The organism is Microbacterium sp. CJ77, assembly GCF_002911615.1.
In the GTDB taxonomy this organism is placed as follows: Bacteria; Actinomycetota; Actinomycetes; order Actinomycetales; family Microbacteriaceae; genus Microbacterium.
Genome location: NZ_PQBR01000006.1, coordinates 444,870 through 461,662 on the forward strand (window position 1 = coordinate 444,870; position 16,793 = coordinate 461,662).

Genomic DNA, 16,793 nt, shown 5'->3' on the forward strand with positions numbered 1-16,793 from the left:
CGCGTGCGGGAGGTGGCACGCATCACGGACCGGGCGATTCGAACATCACCCGGGCAGCGCAGCCAGCCACGCGAGGAGGAGGGAGCGGGCGTTCCCCGCGTCGATCGCCGAATCGGGGAGCGAGTCCAGCGCCTCTGCCGCCCCGGATGCCGCATCCGCTCCGCCCAGCGCCGCATATGCCAGGACGTAGTCGCCGAGCGCCCTCGTGAAGGCATCCGCGCCACCCGCCTCGGCGACGTTGCGCCGCACGCTCTCGGGGTTCTCGGCCAGGTAGGCGTAGCCGATCGGCGACACGGGGATCAGCTGGATGCCGAGAATCGCGGACGGCTCGGCGCTGAACCAGGTCGCGTAGTCACGCTTGCCACCCCACATGAGAGACAGCATGCCGTGCGAGAAGGCATCGCGGTTCGGGATGTCCGCCAGATCCGGTTCGAGCCAGAGCGTGCGAGCGGCGTACGCCTCGGCCGACAGCATCCAGGTCGCCTGCTCGCTCAGGGCCCCGTCGCCGACCAGGTCAGCCCAGAGCGCCAGCGCGTTCCAGGCCATGACCGCTTCCGAGGTCGATTCCTGGTTGTTGCCGTCGGCGAAGGGCGCGAGACCGGATGCCCAGGAGTGCCCCCGATAGGGGTCGAAATGGCGCAGACGGGGCAGGGACTCACCGTCGCCCGCGGCGATGTCGGCGGCCAGTGCCGAGATCACGGGGCGCATGCCGTCGATGCGGTCGGGGTCGAGCGCCGCGAGGGCCGTCGCCGCCGAGAGGAAGTAGCCATAGTGGAAATGGTGGTCGTTGGCCTCTTCCGAGCCGAACGACGGGGTCAGCCCGACGACGGTGCGCAGGACGGGGTCGTAGACGAAGCAGCGCGCTTCGCGCTTCTCGCAACCCGCCGGGTCCATCCACTCGGCCAGCTCGGACCACAGTCGGCCCGCCGCCTGGTCCGCGAGTTCCGTTTCGCCGAGACTCTGAGCGAGCAGACCGAGCGAGCCGATCCGGGCCATCGCCTTGCCGCCGCCGTAGGTGTCGGAGGGCAGCGTGGGCGTCGCGGCCAGGTCCTCGCGCAGTGCGTCGGTGATCCGCTCACGCGTGATGGCATCTGCGCCGGCTGGCGTGTCGATGTCCCCGAGGTCGAAGCTCGCCGTCGGCGTGAGCCGCGGTACGGATGACGTGAGTTCGGCGCCGGGGCAGGGTATTGCCGTGCCGTACGCGGTCGCGAAGGTGCCGAGAGCGCACGACGCATCGTCGCGCTGCCCGGGCGCGGCAACCAGGATGGTCGATCCGCTCCCGGTGTACGCGAGGCGGGTCGTTGCGGAGGTGTCGTCGAGGGCGAAGGATGTCTGGACTCCCGTGACCGGTTGACCCAGCGCATCCGCCCATGCCTCGATCGTCGAGTCCTCGGGAACCGCGAACCACTGAGCGCTCGCGCCCGCGCGCAGCCGCAGCGTGGATCCGCTCACGTCGGCATCGGGGGCGACGACGCCGTAGGTCTGGCCCTGAGCTGCGACGCTCCAGGTGCCGTCGCCCTCGGCGACGAGCGACGCGGGTGCCGACAGCGCGGTGTCGCGCTCCGCCACGAACCCGACGACGGGCCATCCCTCGGCGATCGTCAGGTGGCCGACCGGACCCGTGTCGTCCCGGTACTCCAGCGTGATCGAGACGGGGTCGTGACGGGTCGCGGCGAACGATGTCGCGTCCGTCTCGATCATGAGACCGACGCCGGCGGACGCCGCGATGGTCGTCGGGGTGACCGTGACCTTCGGAAGCTCGACCGAGAACGACGAACCCGTGGCGCGGAAGGCGAGCGGGTAGGGATAGACGGCCTGGGGTGCGTCGCCGAAGACCAGCCCGGAGTACCAGCGGTTCGTCGGCGGCACGTCGCCGTCGGCGAGACGCATCGTCACGCCCGCGGCGACCTGTCGTTCGGGAAGGGGCGCCCATTCCACGATCGCGGCGGCATCCGGCCCCCGCGGGGTGTGCTCCGCGGGCGCGGGAGACAGCGAGCAGGCGGCGAGGATGCACCCGAGCACAGCGACGCCGGCCGCAGCGACGACGCTGCGGCGCGCGCCGGAGGTCACAGCCCGACTTTTCGCAGCAGGTCGCTCACGGCGTCCGCGACACCGGCGAAGGGGCCATCGTCACGCAGCTCCAGGGTCGCCACGACGGGTGTCCCGGGCTGGAAAGGCCCGGTCGTCAGGGCGCCGGCGAGCTCGTCGCTCTCGATCCGCAGCGTCGACAGTGCCTGGCCGTCGACCGTCGTGACCTGGATCGCCGTGACCGTACCGGGCAGCGTGGACTGGTTGGGCAGACGGAGCGAGACGGAACTGCCGACCTCGATGCGGCCGTAGTCGCGCGCCGTGAGGACGAACTCGGCCTCGACGAACAGGCTGCCCGCGCGGTCCACCGTCGCGAGGACACCACCGGCCTGAGCGAATCCGCCCTGCGGGACATCGATCGAGGACACCGTGCCATCGACCGTCGAGACGACGGTGGCGGTGCCGTCGGCGTCGACGGTCGCGATCCCATCGCTCTCGTCGAGCGAGGCCGTTGCCGTCTCGCGCTGCAACTGCAGGCTGCGGACGGCGAAGAGCGGCTGACCGGCCACGACCTCATCGCCCTCGTCCACGAGCTGTTCGACGACGATCCCGCCGAAGTCGGTGCCCACCGGGTAGCGCTGCGAGACGAGCATCGCGCTCGCGCTCTGCACCTGGTGCTGCCGCTGATTGAAGACGAGCGTGCACGCGGCGACGATTGCGAGGGTCAGCACCAGACCGACCGCGAGACGGACCCTGTTACCCCACGTCATCCGACAGAACCCCCGCCGGCGAGCTGCGCCTGTGCCCGTGCGCGCCGAGCTTCGGCCCGGGTCGCCGGAATGGGCGCAGGTGGGGGAGTGATCGAGGGGACGGTCGTCGAGGGGAGGGGGGTTGCTCGGGCCGTCGCCGAGGATGCTGTCGCGGACGGGGCGGTGGCCGGAATCGCCACGAAGCCCGGACGGGAGACCACGGTGCGGTTCGTGCTCGGCATCGTCGGCGTGAGGCTCGAGAGGTCGCGCGGAAGCTGCCGTCTGATCCATCGCGATTCGCGTGAGACCGCGATCAGGAAGGCACCGAGGATCACGGTGTTCGTCGCGTTCCAGGCCGTGGCCAGGGTGAAGGTCTCGTTCTGGGTATCGCGCCAGACCGCCACGACGGTCGTGAGCGCCAGGAAGACGAAGAACATCATCTGCGGCAGGACGAAGTTGAACGGCGACCGTCTGGACGACGAACCCGTCACATGCCAGCCGACATCCTTGCCCGAGATGACGTTGACGAGGGCTTTGGTGTAGATCGGGAACGACACCGTCGCCAGGGTCAGTGTCTCCCACTTGAAAGATCCGACCGCGAACCATGCGAGAAGGATCTGCATCACATAGAAGCCGGCGTAGTACAGGAACCAGGTGCCGACACTGAGTTCCATCGTGACCGGACGCAGGTCGAAGTAGATCTCGAACGGCGGCACCAACAGCAGGAGCAGTGGCGAGATGCCCGTCAGATAGAAGCTCGCGGTGACGAGGTACTGGATGCGCTGGTCCATCGTCAATCGCCGGGCCGGACTGAGCGGGTTGTACCTGAGCAGGATCTCGAATCCGCCCGTCGCCCAGCGCAGCTGCTGCTTGCTGTAGGCCTCGACGGTCTCGGGCGCGTCGCCGATCGCCAGGACATCGGGGATGAACACGGACCGCCACCCGGCCTCGTGCAGGGTCAGGGTGGTCCAGACGTCCTCGGACTTCGAGTCGGTGTAGAGCCCCCCGATCTCGTCGATCGCGCGCCGCCGGAAGATGACGTTCGTGCCCACGCAGAGCGCGGCGTTGAAGCGATTGCGGCCGGGCTGGACGAAGCGGTAGAACACGCTCTGCATGTACGCCGCGCCCCGCGAGATGACCGTGTTCAGGTTGCCGTACACCTGCGGCGTCTGCACGAACGCGACGCCTTCTTCGACGAAGAACGGCACGGTCTCCAGCAGGAATCGGGGCGACGGGACGAAGTCCGCATCGAGCACGACGAAGAAATCACCCTTCGCCAGCGTGAGGGCGTGGTTGACGTTGCCGGCCTTGGCGCCGTGCGAGGTCAGGCGGCGGACGTAGCGCGCACCGAGCTCCGCCGCCAACGCGCGCACGTCGTCGGAGCGGCCGTCGTCGAGGATCCACGTGTGGTGGCGTCCCTCGATCGCGATCGCCGCCGTGACGGTGCGGCGGATGATGCCGAGATCTTCGCCGTAGACCGTGATGAGCACGTCGATGTCGACGGGTCGACCGCTCAGCGAGAGCCTGCCATCCGGTCCCCGCAGGCGCGCCGCCGCGTCGTGATAGGCGAACGTCCGCGGGTCGCGCGCGCCCGAGAGGATCGTCCACATCGACAGCAGGGCATGGAAGACGAGGATCGACTCCGCCACGATGACCATCACGTACGGAATTGTGTCGCCTCGGTGCTCGGGGCTGAGCAGGAAGAACGAGTAGGCGAGGATGCCGATCGTCGCCACGACGACCATCAGCGTCATGACGGGAGTGGGACCCCCGCGTGCCGCCGCGTGCTGGTCGTAGGCGTTGGTTCGAGGCGAGCGCCGGTCGGCTCGTAGGGGCGGCTCGGCCGTCAACTCGGGGGCGTCGACGACGGGCCGTGCGGGCGCCGGATGGACGCCGGGGTGCAGCGCCGCCGGAACGGAGCGCTCGGGGGCAGCGGGATCGAGGGCGGGGGCGGGTGGGGAGCGGCGCAGGGCGAGTCCATCGCCGCGGGCGCGGGCATCCGCGATGGATGACACGCGGGCCAGGGGCGACTCGGGCGAGGGCGGAGCCGCCGTGCGCGCTTCGCCCGCGATCTGATCGTCCGATTCGTGTGACGCGCGCTGCTGCGTGAGCGTCGTCGTATCCAAGACGATTGCCATTCATCCCCCAGTGGTCCCGCTATCCCCGTTTGCGATCGCAGCCTCACGGGCCGCTCGGGCTTCCGGCCCCAGATGAGCAGCTTCCCCGGCCGCTGAGCTTCGAGGTTAGCGGGGAGCGCCGCCCACGACAGTCCCCGGTTTGTGAACATCATGTGACGATTCGCGCGGGGCGGACCCGCATCGCGGACGGGCGATGGGCACGGTGTCGCGGGGAACGCACGGCCTAGGCTGGATCCCATGTCGGTGACACTGCTCGGCGCCTCCGAGATCCGCCGATTGGCCGCGGAACTGGACGTGACCCCCACGAAGAAGCTCGGCCAGAACTTCGTCGTCGACGCCAACACGGTCCGACGCATCGTGCAGATCGCTCGCGTGGCCGAGGGCGATCGGGTCCTGGAGGTGGGGCCGGGTCTCGGATCCCTCACCCTCGCGATCCTCGAGACCGGAGCATCCGTCACCGCCGTCGAGATCGATCATCGCCTCGCCGCTCGCCTGCCCGAAACGGCGCGCGCGCACGGCGTTGCGGACGGCGCGTTCACGGTGGTCGACGCCGATGCGCTGCGGGTCACCGAACTGCCGGGCGATCCGCGCGTGCTGGTCGCGAACCTGCCGTACAACGTCTCGGTGCCCGTTCTGCTGCACCTGCTCGAGCATTTCCCCGGCCTCGGGCGCGGGGTCGTCATGGTGCAGGCCGAGGTGGGCGAGCGTCTCGCGGCGCCCCCGGGGTCGAAGGTCTACGGCGCCCCGAGCGTCAAGGCGGCGTGGTACGGCACGTGGCGTCTCGCCGGGATGGTCTCGCGCCAGGTGTTCTGGCCCGTCCCGAACGTCGACTCGGTGCTCGTCGCGTTCGAACGCGACGACCAGCCGCGGGGGAGCGACGACGATCGCCGCGCGGTGTTCGCGATCGTCGATGCCGCGTTCCAACAGCGCCGCAAGATGTTGCGCCAGGCGCTCGCCGCCGTGCTCGGCGGCAGTGCGGCGGATGCCTCGGCCATCCTCATCGCGGCGGGTGTCGCGCCGACCGCGCGCGGCGAAGAGCTCGGCATCGACGAGTTCGAACGCATCGCCGCCGCTTTGCGCGAGGCATCGCCTGGTGCACCGGGGATCGTTAGCCTGGGTGGATGAGCGACAGCAACCGGTTTGCCCCCACGACTGAACTGCACCGCCCGTACGCGGCCGCCGCGGAACGCTACAGCGGCACCGGATACCGCCAGGTCGGCACATCCGGGCTCTACCTGCCCCCGATCTCGCTCGGCCTGTGGTGGAACTTCGGCGACAACATTCCCTTCGACGACCAGCGCGCGCTGCTGCGCGGCGCGTTCGACCGGGGGATCACGCACTTCGACCTGGCCAACAACTACGGCCCCCCGTACGGCTCGGCCGAGACCAACTTCGGGCGGATGATGCGCGAGGACTTCGCGCCCTATCGCAACGAACTGATCATCTCGTCGAAGGCCGGCTACGACATGTGGCCGGGACCGTACGGCAACCACGGTTCGCGCAAGTACCTGATCGCGTCCGCGGAGGAGTCGCTCACGCGCATGGGGCTCGACTACGTCGACATCTTCTACTCGCACCGGGCGGACGCCGTGACCCCGATCGAAGAGACGATCGGCGCGCTCGACACACTCGTCCGGCAGGGTAAGGCGCTGTACGTCGGAATCTCGTCCTACAGTGCCGCGCGCACGGCCGAGGCCGCCGCGGTGGCACGCTCGCTCGGCACGCCGCTCGTCATCCACCAGCCGTCGTACTCGATCCTCAATCGCTGGGTCGAGGACGGGCTGACGGGTGTTTTGCGCCAGGAGGGCATGGGCGCCATCGCGTTCACGCCTCTCGCGCAGGGCCTGCTGACGTCGAAGTACCTGGGCGACGGATCGGCCGATCGCGCGCAGAAGCGCGGGTCGCTGCCGAGCGGGCGGCTCTCGGACGACGCGGTCGCGAAGCTCCGGGGCCTCGACGTCATCGCGAAGGAACGCGGTCAGACGCTGGCGCAGCTCGCGCTGCAGTGGGTGTTGCGCGACGGCGTCGTGACGTCGGCACTGATCGGGGCATCCCGCACGGAGCAGCTCGACGAGAACATCGCCGCTCTGGCGGGCCCGGCGTTCGACACCGAGGAACTGGAGCAGATCGACGCCTTGTCGGATTCGCTCGACGTCAACCTGTGGGCGGAGTCGTCCGCGCTGTGAGCACCGCTGGCCCGATGATGCCCGAAGCTCAGCGCGTGCACGTGCGTGCGCCGGGCAAGGTGAACCTCTTCCTCGAGGTCGGTCGGGTCATGGACGATGGTTACCACGAGCTGGCGACCGCCTTTCAGGCCGTCTCGCTGTTCGAGGACGTGTGGGCCACGCCATCCGATGACTTCTCGGTCTCGGTCCACGGTCCGGTCGACACCTCGGGGGTGCCGCTCGACGATCGCAATCTGGCTCTGCGCGCGGCGCGGTTGCTGGCCCGCAAAGCGGGTTACGGCGGTGGTGTGCACCTCGAGATCCGCAAGGGCGTGCCGGTCGCGGGGGGCATGGGCGGCGGTTCCGCGGATGCCGCGGCGGCCCTCGTCGCGTGCGACGCGCTGTGGGACACGCGCCTGACGACCATCCAGTTGCAGAGCCTCGCGGCCCGACTCGGAGCAGACGTCCCCTTCGCGTTGCAGGGCGGGACGGCGGTCGGCACGGGTCGCGGCGATGAGCTGAGCGCGGCGTTGGCCCGCGGCCGATTCGAGTGGGTCTTCGTGACGGATGACGGGGGCCTGTCGACCCCGCAGGTCTATGCCGAGCTCGATGCGCATCGCGAGCGCGGTCGCACCGACATCGCGCCCGCGGCCCGCCCCCCGGTGGTCGATGCCGATGTCCTGCACGCATTGCGCGCGGGGGATCCCCTCCGTCTGGCGGCGTCGCTGCGCAACGACCTGCAGATCGCGGCACAGAACCTGCGTCCGGACCTTGCCGCCCGGATTGAGCAGGGGGAGCGCGCGGGAGCCCTCGCGGGCATCGTCTCGGGGTCGGGCCCGACGACCGCGTTCCTGTGCGCCGACGCCGAGGCCGCGCTCGACGTACGCGTCGCCCTGTCGGCATCGGGGCTCGTCGCCTTCGGCGCGCACGGTCCGGTGCCCGGCGCCCGCGTCGTCCCCTGATCCCTTCGCGCCGCCCCGCCGAGATCGCCGCTCGTCGCCGAGTCCGCCGGATGCTTGCTGCGGACAACCGGCGGGCTCGAGGCCGGCGGGCGATCTCGACGGGGAAGGTGGTGGTGCGAGCGAAGTACATCTGTCCTCAAGTTGGATCCACTCGTGGTAGTTTTGGATCCTCACTGTGAAGGGCGATGGCGGATGGAACCGATCGAGGCGGCGCACGTACGTCCCGTTGACGCGAGTGCCCCGGTCGCGGACGCCGCGCTCGACGCACACACCGTTATCGATGTGGCCGCCGAACGCGCGCGCACCGTCGGCGCGGGCCTGTCGCACCACTTCAACGCCGCGGGTGCGGCTCTGCCCTCCGCCGATGTGGTCTCGACGGTCATCGATCACCTGCGGCGCGAAGAACGCCTGGGCGGGTACGAGGCCGCCGCGGCGATGCGGGATCAGAGCGATGCCGTGTACGACGCGGCCGCCGCGCTGATCGGGGCATCCGCACCCGAGATCGCGATCTTCGACAGCGCATCCACCGGCCTGCGCGTGCTGATGGACGCCCTGCGCCCGACGCGGAGCGATCGGATCGTCGCGTCCAGCACGACCTACGTCAGCCACGCACTGCAACTCATGACGATGGCCCGGGAGCAGAACGTCGACCTCGTCGTCGCTCCCGTCGATGAGCACGGACGGATGGATGTCGCGGCGCTCGACGCTCTGCTCGCCGATGGTCGCCCCTCGGTCGTCACGGTCTCGCACATCCCGACCTCGTCGGGTCTCACCGAGCCGGTCGAGCGGATCGGAGAGGTCGCGCGTCGGCACGGTGCCACCTACATCGTCGACGCGACGCAATCCATCGGCCACCTCGCCGTGGACGTCGACCGGATCGGATGCGACGCGCTCGTCACGACGGGACGCAAGTTCTTGCGAGGGCCGCGCGGCACGGGCTTCGGCTACATCCGTTCGTCCCTGCTGGAGCGGCTCACGCCGACGGCGCCGGATGTTCGCGGCGCGAAGTGGACGGGCCCGACCGACTGGGAGCTGAGCCCCTCGGCTCGCAGATTCGAAACCTGGGAGAGCTCGGTCGCCACGCGGCTCGGGCTCGGCGTCGCGCTGCGCGAGGCACTCGAGCGCGGGCCCGAAAGCACCGAGTCGTGGCTGCTCGAGCGCGCCCTGCTGTTGCGCCGCTCGCTGTCTCTCATCCCGGGCGTCTCTGTCGTGGACCCCGTGGGTTCGACCTCGGCGATCGTGACCTTCGTCGTCGAGGGAGTCGCGGCGGGCCGGGTCGTCGAAGCGCTCGCCAGCGTCGACGTCCGCGTGGTCGCCGTTCCGGACACCCACGGGCAGTGGGATCTCGGGGCGCGCGCGATACCCTCTGTCGTGCGCGCATCGATCCACGTCTACAACGACGAAGCGGATCTGGACGCGCTGCTGGCGGCCGTCGAGGGGGTCAGTCCCGCTTCTCGACCCCGGTGGGAGGTGACGTCATGAGCGAACGCATCGACGTCGTCGTCGCCGGTCTCGGAATCCACGGCAGCGCGGCGGTGGCGAGCCTCGCTCGCCGCGGGCGTCGCGTCGTCGGCATCGACCGGTTCGACGACGGGCACGCGCGCGGATCGTCGCACGGACGCACCCGCATGATCCGCCGCGCCTATCCGAACCCCGTCTGGAACGGCCTGGTCGACAACGCCTACGAGGCCTGGGCCGCGCTCGAGCGCGAGACGGGGCGCAAGCTCGTCTACCGGACCGGCGGCATGTATGCACACGCGGGCGACTCGCAGCTGCAGGGTCCCGACTGCGAACTGATCGATGACCGTCAACGGATGCAGAAGCGGATGCCGGCCTTTGCCGTCCCCGAGGGGTATCACGCCGTCTTCGACCCGCACGCCGGGATCATCGAGGCCGAGCGTGCCCTGATCTCGCTGCGCGAGGTGGCCACCAAACGTGGCGCCGAGCTGCGATTCGGCGAGTCCCTGCTCGGCTGGGAGCCGCACGGTGATGGCGTGCGCGTGCGTACCTCGAGCGGCGTGGTCGATGCCGGTCGCCTGGTGATCGCGGGTGGCCCGTTCATGGGGGCCCTCATCCCGCAGCTCGCCCCGCTGCTCGAGGTCTGGCGCATCCTGACCCTCACGGTTCCGTCCGGACAGTCGCTCGGGGGCCCACCGAGCCTGGGCGCATTCTCGGTCGATCGCCCCGAGGGCCTGGTCTTCGGGATTCCCGATGTGGATGGCAACGGCACCAAGATCGGCGTCGACGCCGGGCTCGTCTGGGATCCGGAAGAAGCGCCCGACCCGCCCACGGCGGCAGAGATCGAATCGCTCCAGGCGCTGCTGTCGGAATACGTTCCCGGCATCGACACGACGCCCGTCGAGGCAGCTTCCTGCCTCTACACGATGACCGAGGATCGCCGCTTCGTGATCGGTGAGCTCGCCGATCAGCCCGGCGTGATCATCGCATCGGCCTGTTCCGGTCACGGGTTCAAGTTCGGCCCCGCGGTCGGCGACGCCCTCGCCGACCTGAGTGACGGCGTCACGCGCGACGACCTCTCGTTCGTCTCGACCGAGAGGAGAGGGTTGTGAGCACCGAGCGGGTCGTCGCTCTCGCCGCACCGCACCGCGAGGCCGTGGCGGCCGGGCAGCGGGCGAGCGCGGCCGGCGGCAATGCCATCGACGCCGCGCTTGCCGCGGCCACGATGCTCACGGTCGTCTACCCCCACCAGTGCGCCCTCGGCGGCGACCTGATCGCGCTCGTCCGGACGCCGACGGGCGAGACCCTCTCGATCGTGTCGGCGGGCGCGGCACCGCGCGACATCCTGTCGGCCGCGGGCGAATGGTCGACGATGCCGCGCCAGGGCGCGCATCCCGTCACCGTGCCGGGGATCGTGGCGGGATGGCTCGCGCTCGAACGTCTCGGCGCGCGCCTGCCGCTCGGCGAGGCCCTTGCCGAGGCGGCGGCCGTCGCCGCGAACGGAACCGAGGTCAGCCCCGGGCTCGAACGCGCGATCGACTCCCGGATCGACGCGGTGCGTGCCGACCCGGGACTCTCGGCCGTGTTCGCGCCGGGCGGGCGCCCGCTGCGCGCGGCCGACACCCTCGTTCAGCCGGCCCTCGCGGCGACGCTGCGCCGCCTCGCCGCCGACCCGCAGGACATCTACACCGGCGACACCGCCCGTTTGCTCGTCGCGGCGCTGCGCGCGGCGGGTGGGACGCACGACGTCGCCGACTTCGCCGAGCACGTCGCCGAGGTGGCGCCGAGCCTCGAGGTCGAGACCGCGGGCGCCCGCTGGCATGCCGCGCCGCCTCCATCCGTCGGGGCCGTGCTGCTGGGTCTCGTGAAGACGTTCCACGAGGATGGCCGCATCGAGGGGCCGTCGCTGCTGGACGCCGCGCTCCGCGGGGTCGACGCGCGTGCCGAGTACCTCGGGGACCCCCGCACGGCGCCGGTGAACGTCTCGGCGATGCTCGCGCTCGGCGGTCTCGATCCTCGCGTCCTGGACGAACCGCCCGCGCAGGGCGACACCGTCGCCGTCACCGCGTCGGACGACGAGGGATGGGGCGTGACGCTCATCCAGAGCGTCTTCCACACCTTCGGCTGCGGCATCCTCGAACCCGAGACCGGCATCGTGCTGCACAATCGCGGCGCGGCCTTCTCGCTCGATCCCGCCTCGCCCGCGCGGCTCACGCCCGCCTCGCGCCCGCCCCACACGCTCTGCCCCGTGATCGTCGAGGATGACTCGACCACCGTGATCGCCGGGTGCCAGGGCGGTCGCGCCCAGCCGTGGATCCTGTCGCAGCTGCTGCCGGCCCTCCGCGACCCCGGCTCCGCGCTCGACGATACGCTCGCGGTGCCGCGCTGGTTGGTCGGCGATGTCGATCTCGGTCAGCCGCGGCTCTCGCTCGTCATCGAACCGGGCGTCGACCCTCTGGTCGTCGAGCGGGCCGAAGCCATCGAGCTGCCGATCGCGCGATTCCCGGGACCCGACGACTCCGCGGGGCACGTTCAAGTCATCCGTCGCACCACCGCAGCGGGCGCCACCCGCCTCGAGGCGGCCAGCGATCCACGCGCCGACGGCGCGGGCATCGTCGCCACCTTCCCGAGCCCGCACGACCGAGAGGACCCGTCATGACCGCCCATCTCAGCACCGAGCATCCCCGCACCGAGCAGCTCAGCACCCCGCACCTCGACATCGGGACACGTCGCTGGAGCGACCCGCTCACCACGGCCGAGATCGAGGGTGTCGTCGCGCTCGTCAAGCGGGACGAGCGCATCGGCGAGCACCCGCGCTTCTGGGGCATGGCCGTCGAGGAGAGCCTCGCGCGGAGCCTCGCGCCGGGCCAGGGACGGCCGGTGCGGCTCGTCGTGATGAACCCCCACGCGCACGCCGCGTGGGAGGTCACGGGCTGGACCACGGGCACCGACCGCGAGGCATCCGTCGCCGCGTGGGCGCCCGTCGATGCCAAGCGCCCCGGCGTCTCCTCCGACGAGGCGCGCCTGATCGCGCAGGCCGCCAAGAACCACCCCCTCGTCGTCGAGGCGCTGGCCAAGCGCGGCATCACCGACACCTCGCTCGTGTGGGTCGACCCCGAGTCGATCACCGGCTTCGAGCCCGAGGATCTGGCCGACCGCCGCCTGTCGTGGGGCACGGTCTGGTACCGCGAATCGGTCGACGACAACGGATATGCCCGGCCCGTCGCGGGCCTCGTGCCGATCCTCGACCTCGAGACCCTCGACGTCATCCGCATCGAGGACCACGGTGTCATTCCCATGGCGAGCGAGGGCGGCAACTACCGCTCCGGCACGTGGGGCCCCGACCGCACGGTCGCGCCGCTCGAGATCACGCAACCCGAGGGACCCGGTTTCGCGGTCGACGGGCACGAGGTCACCTGGCAGAACTGGTCGTTCCGTATCGGCTTCACGCACCGCGAAGGTCTCGTGCTGCACGACATCGCCTACAAGGACGGCGACACCGTCCGTCCCGTCATGCGCCGTGCATCCGTCAACGAGATGTACGTGCCGTACCTCGACTCGGACCCGACCGCGTACCGCAAGAACTTCTTCGACTGGGGCGAGTACGGCGCGGGGCCGCTGACGGCGTCGCTCGAGCTCGGTTGCGACTGCCTCGGCGAGATCCGCTACTTCGACGCCCACGTGCTCGACGGGCTCGGCGCGACCAAGACGATCAAGAACGGCGTGTGCCTGCACGAAGAGGATGCCTCGATTCTCTGGAAGCACGTCAACACCCGCACCGATGAGGCCGATGTGCGCCGTTCGCGGCGCCTGGTCATCTCGTTCTTCGCGACGGTGGCGAACTACGACTACGGGTTCTACTGGTCGCTGTACCAGGACGGCAACATCGAGCTCGAGATCAAGCTCACCGGCATCCTCTCGGTCTCGGGGATCGACGACGGCAAGATGCCGTCGTTCGGCCGCATGGTGAGCCCGAACGTGCAGGCCCCGACGCACCAGCACTACTTCGCCGTGCGCCTCGACACGGCGGTCGACGGGTCGAGGAACCGCCTGGTCGAGGTGCACGCCGAGGTCGAAGACGACGACGAGCTCAACCCCTACGGCAACGCCGTCAAGATGGTCGCCGAGACGATCGCCTCCGAGAAGGACGCGGGTCGGATGGCGGATGCCTCGCGCGCGCTGCACTGGCGCGTCGAGAACACCGAGAAGACGAACCGGTTCGGGGAGTCGACGGCGTACCGCCTCTACCTCCCGCACACGACGCGGCTGTTCGCCAAGCCCGGCAGCGTCGTCGCCCGCAAGGCGCCCTTCGTCGCCAAGCACCTGTGGGCTACGGCGTACGACGCGAACGAGCGCTTCATCGCGGGGGAGTACCCCAACCAGGCCCCGCTCGAGGCCGAGGGCATCACCGCGTGGCAGCAGGCCGACCGGCCGCTGGATGGCGCAGAGCTCGTGCTGTGGCCGATCGTCGGCATACATCACTACCCCAAGCCCGAGGAGTGGCCGATCATGCCCGTGCACCGCATCGGGCTGCGCCTCGAGCCGGACGGATTCTTCACGCGCAACCCCTCGCTCGACCTGCCGCCCTCGTCGCCCGGTCACTGCGCACCCGGCGCGGGCCACGATCACTCGGGCCACGATCACTCCGCGCACGATCACCACTGAAGCCCGTGAGCGAGTTCCTGCACCTCGCGGCGCTCGCACCCGCGGGAGTTGCGGCGTGCTGCGTGGCATCGGGTCGGGGACGCCGCCGCGGGCGGACGGTCGAGATCGCCGTCGCCGTGCTGATGCTCGCGGCGATGATCGACGTATCGCGCTCGGCGCCCCTCGTTGCGCCGGTGCTGTGGGCGGGCCTGCTGCTCCTCGGCGGGCTCACGCTCGCGGCCACGACGGGGCGCCGATCGGGACCCGCGCGTGCCGAGCCGGGCACGCCTGCGTTCGCGCACGGGTCGATCCACGGGGCCCTCGGGTGCGTCGTCATGGCGGCGCTCGTGATGGTCATGGTCGCGCCGACACAGGGCGCGAGCGCGGGTGTGGCGAGTCATCACGGGGCTCCGCTCCTGGGGGCCTCGGCATCGGTCCTCACCGTTGCGATCGGCGCGGGCGTGCTCGCGTACGCCGTGTACTCGGTCGTCGCGCTCCGGCATGGACCGGTGCGCGAACGCATCCAGTTCGCCGCGATGGGCGCGTCGACGCTCGGGATGGCCGCCGCCGTCCTGCTCTGACGTCGAGCATCCGCGTGCCCCTCGCACCCCGCCGGCCCTCTTCGCCGAAGCCCCAGATTCGCGGCGAAACACCCACCGTCGTGGGGTGTTTTGGCGCATATGGGGCGTTTTGCGCAGGAGCGGCACGTGGTCGCCTGTGTCGGGCGATGCTTCGTCGCGCAGCGACGAAGCGAAATACGGGCTCGGGGCGACTCAGCCGACGAAGACGGTGGAGGAGCGCTGCTCGTACCAGCGCGCGAGGTGCTCGCCCGCTGCGAGGACGTGCGCCCTCATCTCGGTCCGCGCGCGGTCGGCATCGCCGCTCTCGAGCGCCTCGATGATGCGCTGGTGCTCGAGGAAGTTCTCTTCGCGGTGGCGCGCATCGTGCACCAGCAGCTGAGCCGAGACGTTGCGCGGGAAGGTGTCGTTGATCTCCTCGATCGATCGCGCGAGCCGGTTGTTCGCGGCGACGCGGGCGATCGTGGTGTGGAAGGTGTCGTTCTCTTGACGGCTTTCGAGTGCGGCCTCGGTGCCCGGCTCCGACTCGGTCAGCGGACGATCGAACATCTGCTGGTTCGCGAGCCTCAGGGTGTCGAGATCACCACGCGAGATGCGGCTCACCGCGCGAGATGCGGCGAGAGCTTCGAGTTCGGCACGCACCTCGTACGCCTCGCGCACCTCCCAGGGCACGGGCACGCGCACAATGGCGCCCCGGTTGGGGACGACCTCGATCAGGCCGCCGCTCTGCAGTTGGCGAAGGGCCTCGCGCACCGGAGTGCGGCTGACGCCATAGTCGCTGGCGAGCTCGGCCTGGCGTAGCTGCGCGCCGATCGGGATGTCTCCCGACATGATCCGCGCGCGAATCTTGGCCGCGATCTCGTCCACCAGGGCATGACCCGTGGCTCCCGAAATGAGCGTGTCCTCGTCCGACGCCATGCCTTCCCCCTGGTTTCCGCGCCTGTTCTGCGCGTTCGAACGGTAGCAGACAGGTCCGGGGCGGGGAACGATCGGCGCACCTTTGCGTCCGCTTTCCGAAGTATTGGATCCAGAAGTACGTGAATCGGATCCACGCGCTGCTAGGCTTCTCGCATGGTCACCCACGACGATGCCCCCGACATCGCGGTGCGCGTGCGCGCTCTCCGCGTCGAGGCGGACGGCGTGATGTCGGTCGAACTCGACGCGCTCTCGGGAGTCCTTCCTCCCTGGGAGCCCGGCGCGCACATCGACCTCGTCGTGCCCGGCGCCCCGGTCCGCCAGTATTCGCTGAGCGGCGACCCCGCGGCGCCCCACTACCGGATCGCCGTGCTCCGCGAGAGCGACAGCCGGGGTGGGTCGCGCTACGTGCACGAGACCCTGCGCCCGGGTGACGAGGTGGCCATCCGCGGCCCCCGCAACCACTTCGCGCTCGAACCCGCGGACGAATACCTGTTCATCGCCGGAGGCATCGGTATCACGCCGATGCTGCCGATGGTGAGTGCCGCGGCAGCGGCCGGCGCGCGCTGGCGGCTGGTCTACCTCGGATCCGCGTGCTCGCGCATGCCGTTCGTCGACGAGCTGACGGCGCTGGGCGGAGACATCCGCCTCGCGCCCCGCGACGAGGTGGGCCGTGCGGACCTGGTCGAAGAGATCGTCGCGCGCCCCGACGCGCTCGTCTACGCGTGCGGACCGGAACGGATGCTGAGCGCCCTGCGCGAGGTGATCCCCGACGATGCGAGCGGCAACGGACGGCTCCGCTACGAGTACTTCTCTGCTCCGGTCGTCGAATACGAACCCGGTGGGCCCTTCGTCATCCGTCTGGAGACGACCGGGGTCGATGTCGAGGTCGACCCCGACACGAGCGTGCTCGAAGCGTTGCGATCCGTCGGCGTGGAGGTGCTCTCGGACTGCGAAGAGGGCATCTGCGGCAGCTGCGAGACGCACGTGATCTCGGGTGAGGTCGAGCACCGGGACTTCGTCCTGACCGCCCAGGAGAAGGAGCGCAACGACTGCATGATGGTCTGCGTTTCGCGTGCCGCCTGCCCATTGCTCGTGCTCGACGCATAGAACTTGGATACAATATGGTGAACATCGGATACCGAAGGAGTCGCGG

The 16,793-nt window shown here is 70.3% G+C and carries 13 protein-coding genes; 9 read left to right on the forward strand and 4 right to left on the reverse strand.

What is annotated here, in order from left to right:
- Positions 1–45: 45 nt before the first annotated feature.
- The 3 genes from C2868_RS02910 to C2868_RS02925 are packed head-to-tail and all read right to left on the reverse strand — an operon-like array spanning position 46 to position 4,915.
- Positions 46–2,070: a glycosyl hydrolase gene (locus C2868_RS02910; RefSeq protein WP_100811553.1), complete on the reverse strand. Its 2,025-nt coding sequence runs from the start codon at positions 2,068–2,070 to the stop codon at positions 46–48.
- A complete protein-coding gene (locus tag C2868_RS02915; protein WP_100811552.1) occupies positions 2,067–2,798 on the reverse strand; it encodes an HlyD family secretion protein in 732 nt (243 codons plus the stop codon). Before C2868_RS02915 ends, C2868_RS02910 begins: the two co-directional genes overlap by 4 nt.
- Positions 2,795–4,915 (reverse strand): glycosyltransferase, encoded by a 2,121-nt coding sequence (locus C2868_RS02925; protein WP_232711262.1) that lies wholly within the window; start codon positions 4,913–4,915, stop codon positions 2,795–2,797. The genes C2868_RS02915 and C2868_RS02925 overlap by 4 nt, the downstream gene beginning before the upstream one ends.
- 237 nt (positions 4,916–5,152) lie before the next feature.
- On the opposite strand from C2868_RS02925, the gene rsmA reads away from it, so the two are divergent.
- The 8 genes from rsmA to C2868_RS02960 all read left to right on the forward strand — a co-directional run bounded on the left by rsmA (position 5,153) and on the right by C2868_RS02960 (position 14,725).
- Positions 5,153–6,040: a 16S rRNA (adenine(1518)-N(6)/adenine(1519)-N(6))-dimethyltransferase RsmA gene (gene rsmA / locus C2868_RS02930; protein WP_100811551.1), complete on the forward strand. Its 888-nt coding sequence runs from the start codon at positions 5,153–5,155 to the stop codon at positions 6,038–6,040.
- Positions 6,037–7,101 carry an aldo/keto reductase gene (locus C2868_RS02935; RefSeq protein ID WP_100811550.1) on the forward strand — a complete coding sequence of 355 codons (1,065 nt, stop codon included), beginning with the start codon at positions 6,037–6,039 and terminating at the stop codon, positions 7,099–7,101. Before rsmA ends, C2868_RS02935 begins: the two co-directional genes overlap by 4 nt.
- Before the next feature lie 17 nt (positions 7,102–7,118).
- Positions 7,119–8,042: a 4-(cytidine 5'-diphospho)-2-C-methyl-D-erythritol kinase gene (locus C2868_RS02940; RefSeq protein ID WP_100811678.1), complete on the forward strand. Its 924-nt coding sequence runs from the start codon at positions 7,119–7,121 to the stop codon at positions 8,040–8,042.
- Between the two features lie 192 nt (positions 8,043–8,234).
- Complete coding sequence (locus tag C2868_RS17200; RefSeq protein ID WP_146047995.1) at positions 8,235–9,524, forward strand: aminotransferase class V-fold PLP-dependent enzyme; 1,290 nt, start codon at positions 8,235–8,237, stop codon at positions 9,522–9,524.
- Positions 9,521–10,612, forward strand: coding sequence for an N-methyl-L-tryptophan oxidase (gene solA, locus C2868_RS17205; protein ID WP_146047996.1), 1,092 nt, complete (start codon positions 9,521–9,523; stop codon positions 10,610–10,612). The genes C2868_RS17200 and solA overlap by 4 nt, the downstream gene beginning before the upstream one ends.
- Complete coding sequence (locus tag C2868_RS02950; protein ID WP_100811548.1) at positions 10,609–12,159, forward strand: gamma-glutamyltransferase; 1,551 nt, start codon at positions 10,609–10,611, stop codon at positions 12,157–12,159. Before solA ends, C2868_RS02950 begins: the two co-directional genes overlap by 4 nt.
- Entirely contained in the window at positions 12,156–14,165 is a 2,010-nt protein-coding gene (locus C2868_RS02955) for a primary-amine oxidase (RefSeq protein WP_100811547.1), read from the forward strand. Before C2868_RS02950 ends, C2868_RS02955 begins: the two co-directional genes overlap by 4 nt.
- Positions 14,166–14,170: 5 nt before the next feature.
- Positions 14,171–14,725: a hypothetical protein gene (locus C2868_RS02960; protein WP_100811546.1), complete on the forward strand. Its 555-nt coding sequence runs from the start codon at positions 14,171–14,173 to the stop codon at positions 14,723–14,725.
- Between the two features lie 192 nt (positions 14,726–14,917).
- Here the strand turns inward: C2868_RS02960 and C2868_RS02965 are convergent, their stop codons facing one another.
- On the reverse strand, positions 14,918–15,640 hold the full coding sequence (locus tag C2868_RS02965) for a GntR family transcriptional regulator (RefSeq protein WP_100811545.1): 723 nt from the start codon (positions 15,638–15,640) through the stop codon (positions 14,918–14,920).
- A 153-nt stretch (positions 15,641–15,793) separates the two neighbouring features.
- Between C2868_RS02965 and C2868_RS02970 the strand changes: the two genes are divergently transcribed.
- A complete protein-coding gene (locus C2868_RS02970; protein WP_100811544.1) occupies positions 15,794–16,747 on the forward strand; it encodes a PDR/VanB family oxidoreductase in 954 nt (317 codons plus the stop codon).
- Positions 16,748–16,793 lie beyond the last annotated feature (46 nt).

Excerpts from the sequence above, each read along its gene's own strand:
- rsmA (WP_100811551.1), top strand. The coding sequence starts at position 5,153 with ATGTCGGTGACACTGCTCGGCGCCTCCGAGATCCGCCGATTGGCCGCG.
- C2868_RS02955 (WP_100811547.1), top strand. The coding sequence starts at position 12,156 with ATGACCGCCCATCTCAGCACCGAGCATCCCCGCACCGAGCAGCTCAGC.
- C2868_RS02940 (WP_100811678.1), top strand. The coding sequence starts at position 7,119 with ATGCCCGAAGCTCAGCGCGTGCACGTGCGTGCGCCGGGCAAGGTGAAC.
- C2868_RS02915 (WP_100811552.1), bottom strand. The coding sequence starts at position 2,798 with ATGACGTGGGGTAACAGGGTCCGTCTCGCGGTCGGTCTGGTGCTGACC.
- C2868_RS02925 (WP_232711262.1), bottom strand. The coding sequence starts at position 4,915 with ATGGCAATCGTCTTGGATACGACGACGCTCACGCAGCAGCGCGCGTCA.
- C2868_RS02935 (WP_100811550.1), top strand. The coding sequence starts at position 6,037 with ATGAGCGACAGCAACCGGTTTGCCCCCACGACTGAACTGCACCGCCCG.
- C2868_RS02965 (WP_100811545.1), bottom strand. The coding sequence starts at position 15,640 with ATGGCGTCGGACGAGGACACGCTCATTTCGGGAGCCACGGGTCATGCC.
- solA (WP_146047996.1), top strand. The coding sequence starts at position 9,521 with ATGAGCGAACGCATCGACGTCGTCGTCGCCGGTCTCGGAATCCACGGC.
- C2868_RS17200 (WP_146047995.1), top strand. The coding sequence starts at position 8,235 with ATGGAACCGATCGAGGCGGCGCACGTACGTCCCGTTGACGCGAGTGCC.
- C2868_RS02970 (WP_100811544.1), top strand. The coding sequence starts at position 15,794 with ATGGTCACCCACGACGATGCCCCCGACATCGCGGTGCGCGTGCGCGCT.